The following is a 6,304-nucleotide window of genomic DNA, read 5'->3' on the forward strand; positions in this document are numbered from 1 at the left end:
AATATCTGGGTATAAGAAATCAGATATTAGCTCTTTTTGTGTGAAAAAATAAAGGGGACAAAGGTATGAGAAAAGCTGTTTACCAAAGTGAGGATTTTATGTTGTTGCGGAGATTTTCTGACATAAACGTACCTATTCAAGTTGAATTAGTGAAGAAGAGGATACAGATAGTAGAATGTAGGCTAATTCGTAAAACATCATTACTTTATGAAAGAAGATTAATTAATAGCCCTGAAATGGCAGCTGCATTAGGGCAGCAATTATTTGAAGCTTATGATAAGGAATATCTATATGCCGTATATCTGACAGCCAAATGTGAACCAATAGCAATTGAATTAATTAGTATTGGAACTTTAAATGCTACTTTTGTATGTCCAAGAGATGTTATAAAAACAGCATTATTATGCAGTGCTCATGGCTTCATTATCTTTCATAACCATCCTTCTGGTGGTGATATCATCCCTAGTAAAGAAGATATTAACATGACTAAACGCTTAAAAGAAGCAAGTCAGCTAATAGGAGTAGAATTGATAGACCACATTATTTTAAGTGATATAGGTTATGTATCCCTAAAGGAAAGAAGGAATCTGTAAGAAACCATGGGCTTAATACTCTTAAACATTTAAATTGCTGATTAATGTTACATAGTGACTTTACAAGAGATAATACCACATATAACACAAGGGATTCGCTGGATGATAAGCCTAATTAAGATAGGTATAATAGTTAAAATGATAATCAGGAGGCGGTGAAACTTTGGAAAGTAAAGAAGAAATACCTATGTATAATGGAATTTATGAAGATATGGTAGACTATTTAGGATTAGACATAACCATTAGAGTTTTTGAAAGATACAAAGGGCAGCAGGTTACATTTCCAGTTAAACTGCACTCAATGGATTATATAATAAGCCAGGTATCAAATATCAGCAGTGGAAAGGAAATAAAGGATATTGCAAGGAAATATGATTATTCAGAGCAGTGGATACGACGGATGATAAGAAAAAAGAAATTGAAATTACAGGGATAAAAATTTTAAGTATTAAATCAAACATATATAAATCAAAGGATAAAAGTAGGAGGTTACTATTGTGAAGAAATTATACATTGTGCTGCTCTTTTGTGCTGTACTTCTAACATTTGGAGCTTGTGGCAAAAAAGACGAGATAAAAGAAAATGCTACAGTGGAACCAGATAAGGAGGAAAGCAGGCAGGTATATAGCGGTGAAACAACAATTGAAGCAGAGACCAATACGGAAAAGGGATATTATTTATCTTGGTATGATGATACAGATACCTTATTAGTGGGTTTGTTACCTACTGAATTTATAACGGAATATAATTACCCAGAAGGAACTAAGGTAAAGATAGAAGCTGTGAATGACGGTTCAGTCACAACAATTTCTGATAAAGATGCATATAAAATAACATCCATTGAATATGTAGAAGCAACGCCCACAACCACAAAAGAAAAAAGAGAGGATACAGAATCCCTGGAAGGTGTTGCATATGTAGAAGAACAAGTTCAGGACAATGGACAAACCTATTTGGTATTTAGCTTGGAATCAGATCCCAATTATTATTACTATGGTAAAATTACCAATCCAGATGTAAATATGGAGAATAATAACTACTACATTTATGCTGTCTACAATAAGGATGACTTCCGGGATGATAAGCAGTACTGTGAAATAACAAGCTGGGAGGATTACAGTTACGATAGTTCCTATGTTGATAGCTCTACTTCTGAAAGCGAAACTGCTAATAACACACAACCACAGATAAAAGAAGAATATGATAGTTCCTTTTACAGTGAGGACACAGGGATTTGGCTTGTTGGTAACACGACTTCCAATGGTAAGCCATTTGTTATAGATGGAATCGAAGAATTATACATAAAAGATGGTTATCTGTATTTCATAGGTAGAATCCGTAATACAGGTGATAAAGATTATAAAGTATTTTTAAATGTGACTGTAAAAGATAAAGATGGCAATGTATTGAATGATGTCCTGAAATACAATAATGCTTTTACTTATGATAATACAAAAGAGTTAGTGAGAGATGAATGGGGCAATTCTTTAGTAAGTGACGGTCTAAAGCTGAACTACATAGTCCCAGCTAATAATTCTGCTTATTTCACTTGCTTTCAAGATATCAATTTCGGTACCAGTATAGATGACAGGATTGATATAAGGAGTTGGAATAGAGAACCTTACTATATTTATGTCACTATAAGTGATTATAAAGATAAATAGTACATAACTAAGGGAAGGATACGGATATGGAAAGTAATACAAAAGAAGGAAGCATCAAGGCAAATAAGCTACTGGAAGGGTTGAAAGTATTTATAGCCAACGTATTGATATTTACCATCATAGACCTATTAATGTTTCGTTTAATACATGTTAAACATAGTTTTCTTACCTCTATGGTGTATTCATTAATAGCTTATTTTGTAACAGTAGCTTATAAAGATACTGTCATGGAAAGTAAGAAGATAAATAATTTCAGTTTTTACTTTTGGGGATTAATTCTTCCATTTGTAATGGGATATGGTATTTATCAACTTGTCTGGAATGATGAAACAATGAGCCAGTACATCAATATGAGAGGCTTAATAGATACCGTATTTTATGAGGGCAAAGTAAAAGGAATACTTGCGGAATTCTTATTAAATTCGTCTGCTGTATCTTTTGAAAGGCTTCTTGTTTTTGCAGCATTGATAATAACAGATGTTAAAAGAAAAAGAAGTCCCAGAGAGGAAAATAATGCAGAAGAAGGTGGAAAAGCAAGCTATGAAGATACAAAAAAGAAGGAATCTGTAGGGGAAGAGAAGACGGCAGGTGAAGCAACGGAAAATGGGGAAACTGTTACAGAGTTCTTTAAAGGAGTAAAAAATATAGATAACCTAAAGAAAAGATACCGTGATTTACTAAAAATATATCACCCTGATAATAATGCCGGTGATACAGAAGTAACAGTAAAAATAAAAGAGGAATTTGAGTTGCTGGAAAAGCAATTTTTAGGTAAGTAAAGACAATAGGTATAAAATAGAGGAAAGAAAGGGTAGAGGAATGGATAATATAGCAAAGGATAAGGTGACAGAGGATAGTAAGAAAGAGGTTCCTGAAAACAATCAGAATCAGTCATGGAAAAAAATAATATCTGAAGTAAATGAAAATGTGCAAAGCACAGAATTTAATACGACACCATTTAAAATAATACGAAAGATAATCGACACAATTACTAAGCTATTTAAAGCAAAATGATGTCTACATAAGATTTTGATACCAATGTAAAAAGACTTAACTTTCGGGTTAGGTCTTTTATTTTGTTAACGACTTTATTTTAATTGCTAGTGATCGATAAGCATAAATATTGTTTGATAAATATTAAAAAACGAGGAGGAAACCATGTTATATATTTTAGGAAACCGATATCTAAAGAATTGCCAAAGCGTAGAAGGCAGTATTCCCAAAGAAGTAATGGAAACGGCAGATATGATACTGGAAGTTCTGGAGGATAACTATAATTGCGGAAATATGCCCTTTATGGCTGGTGGATATGTGGCTTTAATAAGGGAAAATCAAAAAGGGTTATATGAAAAGTTCCTGTATCAATACAAGCTTACTTCGGATATGGCAGAATACAAAGATCTTATTTTAGAACAAGATGGGGCAGTTTGGTACCAAGAGTATTATCAACTTGCTACGGAGTATGGAATTGTAGTAATTTACTGTGTTCCTGATAAGAAAACATGGATAGAGGGATAGAGAGTAATTCTTAAAAATGGTAGGAAGAGGTGAGTAATCCATGTGGCATATATTAGTGATATCTACAGTTTTAACACTTGCAATATTATTATGGATTGAATAAAGTCAGGAGAAAATTATGCTAATAACATTTTTAACAGCGATGATTGCTACAGGTGCAACAATAGCAGAAACTATAATAACTGGCATAGGGCTTGGAGCAGGGTTGTACTGTGCCAGTCGTACTAAGAAGACAAGCTATATGCCTAAAAAAGCTAGATAGGAGGAAAGACATATGAATACAGTAACAGTAACTGGTGTTATGGAAACTAACATCATATCATCGGAAGATGGTAAATTTACCTACGAGATACAAAGAGTATTTAAAAACAACAAAGGTGAGAAGGGAATAATCATACAATTATACCCTACATTGTGTAATGAGGATGCTTTAAAGCTGGATTTTACTAGTATGCACCTTTTGAATCATCTGGAAGAGCTGAATTTGGGTAGCATCCGTCTTATTAATTTATTTTCCAAGGTTACTAAAGGCTCACGCATGTCATCAAGGAACTTGTTGGTGGATGAAGATAATCTAGCTTACATACGGCAGGTCATGTCGGAAGAAGAATTCAAAAAGAGTAAACTGATAATAGCGTGGGGGTCAAGCATGAGTACTTCATCAGCATGTAATACCAGTAAGAGGCGTATTATAAGTATGTTTTATGAATATAACCCGAAAGGGAAGCTATATCAGCTTTCAACGGAAAAACTCCAATTAAAGAATGAGAAGGCACCTCATTTATTATATATGGGGATACGTTATGGTAATGCTAAGTGGAAGTTGGAAGAATTGGAGTTCTCAAAAGAAGAGTATACGGTGGTAGAAAAAATAAACTCATTGAACCAAAAGAAGAATAGATAAAATATAGATTATTCTAAAGATAACCCGCTTAAAAAACAAAGGAGATCAAAAAGGTCTCTTTTTTTGTATATAATTTGATTGTTTTAGGTTACATGGAATTTTTATATTGATAAATGTAATTTTTAATCGTAAAATTTAAATAAAAATTCGATTTGGAGCTTTTAGATGAGTGATAAAAATTCAAAAAACATAAAAATTAAGACTTACGATGATTTAATAATAGATATATTACCTTTAATGAAATTTGAAAAAAGGTTTGCTATAAATATGATAGAAGATATTATTTATGATAAAGAATATGGTAAAGAAGAAACTAAAAGATTTATAGCTGGGGAAAAATTGGATGGTACTAGTGAAGAAATTGATAGAATTGAAAAACATTTAAAATATATATTCACTCATATTGAATTAATAGAGAAAAAGAAAATCAGAAATAATACGAATGTTAAGAATAATAAAGCTTTCAAAAAAGAAAATCTATATGATGAAAGACTGGTAATAGAGCAAAAAAATGTACATAAATACATGATGTCTCTTTTTCCTGCCACAGGACATTTACCATATGACTCAGGGGAAAGATGGAGTGATGATAGATTTTTTCATATTGATGAGAAGGATATGGTTCTAAAAGATGATTCTTTAATTTCTATACTCTCACAAGAAATGCTGAGGCATCTTCCTAAACAAAACAAAATTACGCTTTTTGAGATGCTTTTCTTATCTGTTCTAAGTAATTCAACATATGATGGTGATACTAAAAACTTAGGGAGTTGTGAAAGGGAAAAAAGCAGTGTAGAAGAATGGCTAAAGAGGATAAATAATGAATGTTATAAGGAAAAAACAAGAAAGAAATTAATAAAGTATAGTTTGGAAAAATGCCATACATATATTGAGAAAAAATATATGGAAAGAAAGCAAGATTCTATATTAGACATGGTTAAATATAAATTTTTTCCAATTGCTCAATGCTTATTGGAAAATAAGTTACCAAAAGAATTAGAAAATATAAAATTGAACCAAGAGTTTTCTGATGTTGAGGTTCAAACAATAGTAAGTTATTTAAATTCAGAGGAAATTCAAAAAGAATTGCAGTCTATAAGTCAGAGTATAATTGATAATACAAAGGCTGAGTTTAGTAAGAGAAACCATAAAGATAATAACGATCGTAAAAATTATAAAAAAGAACGATTGAATGATATTAAAATTAAGGAAAAAGTAATATCATTGTGTCTAAAAGATTTGGGGGCTAATGATGCTCTAATAGGCTATTTTTATTATTATTATGTTAAATCATTAGTTGATTATATGATGAATTTTGTAATTAGAGTATTCGAGTGTTTTCCAGAAACAAGTTATGTTAATGACATTTCTACTGAAGAGTTTGTTGAAAGTATAATGAAATGAAAGTATAACTATACAATAATTTATTTAAGGTACATCTGAAATGTTCAGATGTACCTTTTTAAAGTTCTTCATTTTGATTGTTAGTATAATCCTCCATGAAAGTACAAAAAGGAAAGTGATAACCTGTAGGAGTGCTACAAAAGAAACTTTCAAAGTATGGAAATGGAATCCTCCATGAAAGTACAAAAAGGAAAGTGATAACCTGTAGGAGTGCTACAAAA

Annotated in this window: 9 protein-coding genes; all 9 read left to right on the forward strand. The window is 31.6% G+C overall.

Annotation, left to right across the window (positions count from 1 at the left end):
- Positions 1-65 precede the first annotated feature (65 nt).
- The 9 genes from BUB77_RS25880 (at position 66) to BUB77_RS25915 (ending at position 6,083) form a co-directional block, all read left to right on the forward strand.
- Complete coding sequence (locus tag BUB77_RS25880; RefSeq protein ID WP_139241329.1) at positions 66-593, forward strand: JAB domain-containing protein; 528 nt, start codon at positions 66-68, stop codon at positions 591-593.
- A gap of 163 nt (positions 594-756) precedes the next feature.
- Positions 757-1,029: a Mor transcription activator family protein gene (locus tag BUB77_RS25885; protein ID WP_084124738.1), complete on the forward strand. Its 273-nt coding sequence runs from the start codon at positions 757-759 to the stop codon at positions 1,027-1,029.
- 61 nt (positions 1,030-1,090) lie between these two features.
- On the forward strand, positions 1,091-2,257 hold the full coding sequence (locus BUB77_RS25890; protein ID WP_073280074.1) for a hypothetical protein: 1,167 nt from the start codon (positions 1,091-1,093) through the stop codon (positions 2,255-2,257).
- A 26-nt stretch (positions 2,258-2,283) separates the two neighbouring features.
- Positions 2,284-3,036, forward strand: a complete 753-nt coding sequence (locus tag BUB77_RS25895) for a J domain-containing protein (RefSeq protein ID WP_073280075.1) — start codon at positions 2,284-2,286, stop codon at positions 3,034-3,036.
- Between the two features lie 40 nt (positions 3,037-3,076).
- Positions 3,077-3,271 carry a hypothetical protein gene (locus BUB77_RS25900; RefSeq protein ID WP_073280076.1) on the forward strand — a complete coding sequence of 65 codons (195 nt, stop codon included), beginning with the start codon at positions 3,077-3,079 and terminating at the stop codon, positions 3,269-3,271.
- Between the two features lie 144 nt (positions 3,272-3,415).
- Positions 3,416-3,775 carry a hypothetical protein gene (locus BUB77_RS25905; RefSeq protein ID WP_073280077.1) on the forward strand — a complete coding sequence of 120 codons (360 nt, stop codon included), beginning with the start codon at positions 3,416-3,418 and terminating at the stop codon, positions 3,773-3,775.
- 118 nt (positions 3,776-3,893) lie between these two features.
- A complete protein-coding gene (locus tag BUB77_RS30170; protein WP_170866755.1) occupies positions 3,894-4,037 on the forward strand; it encodes a hypothetical protein in 144 nt (47 codons plus the stop codon).
- Between the two features lie 12 nt (positions 4,038-4,049).
- On the forward strand, positions 4,050-4,679 hold the full coding sequence (locus BUB77_RS25910) for a DUF1643 domain-containing protein (protein WP_073280078.1): 630 nt from the start codon (positions 4,050-4,052) through the stop codon (positions 4,677-4,679).
- A gap of 165 nt (positions 4,680-4,844) precedes the next feature.
- Positions 4,845-6,083 carry a hypothetical protein gene (locus tag BUB77_RS25915; RefSeq protein ID WP_073280079.1) on the forward strand — a complete coding sequence of 413 codons (1,239 nt, stop codon included), beginning with the start codon at positions 4,845-4,847 and terminating at the stop codon, positions 6,081-6,083.
- Positions 6,084-6,304 lie beyond the last annotated feature (221 nt).

Source organism: Anaerocolumna jejuensis DSM 15929, assembly GCF_900142215.1.
In the GTDB taxonomy this organism is placed as follows: Bacteria; Bacillota; Clostridia; order Lachnospirales; family Lachnospiraceae; genus Anaerocolumna; species Anaerocolumna jejuensis.

What these genes read in the sequence shown, in the direction of transcription:
- BUB77_RS25880 (WP_139241329.1), top strand. Translation starts at nt 66, where the DNA reads ATGAGAAAAGCTGTTTACCAAAGTGAGGATTTTATGTTGTTGCGGAGA.
- BUB77_RS25895 (WP_073280075.1), top strand. Translation starts at nt 2,284, where the DNA reads ATGGAAAGTAATACAAAAGAAGGAAGCATCAAGGCAAATAAGCTACTG.
- BUB77_RS25915 (WP_073280079.1), top strand. Translation starts at nt 4,845, where the DNA reads ATGAGTGATAAAAATTCAAAAAACATAAAAATTAAGACTTACGATGAT.
- BUB77_RS25900 (WP_073280076.1), top strand. Translation starts at nt 3,077, where the DNA reads ATGGATAATATAGCAAAGGATAAGGTGACAGAGGATAGTAAGAAAGAG.
- BUB77_RS25910 (WP_073280078.1), top strand. Translation starts at nt 4,050, where the DNA reads ATGAATACAGTAACAGTAACTGGTGTTATGGAAACTAACATCATATCA.
- BUB77_RS25905 (WP_073280077.1), top strand. Translation starts at nt 3,416, where the DNA reads ATGTTATATATTTTAGGAAACCGATATCTAAAGAATTGCCAAAGCGTA.
- BUB77_RS30170 (WP_170866755.1), top strand. Translation starts at nt 3,894, where the DNA reads ATGCTAATAACATTTTTAACAGCGATGATTGCTACAGGTGCAACAATA.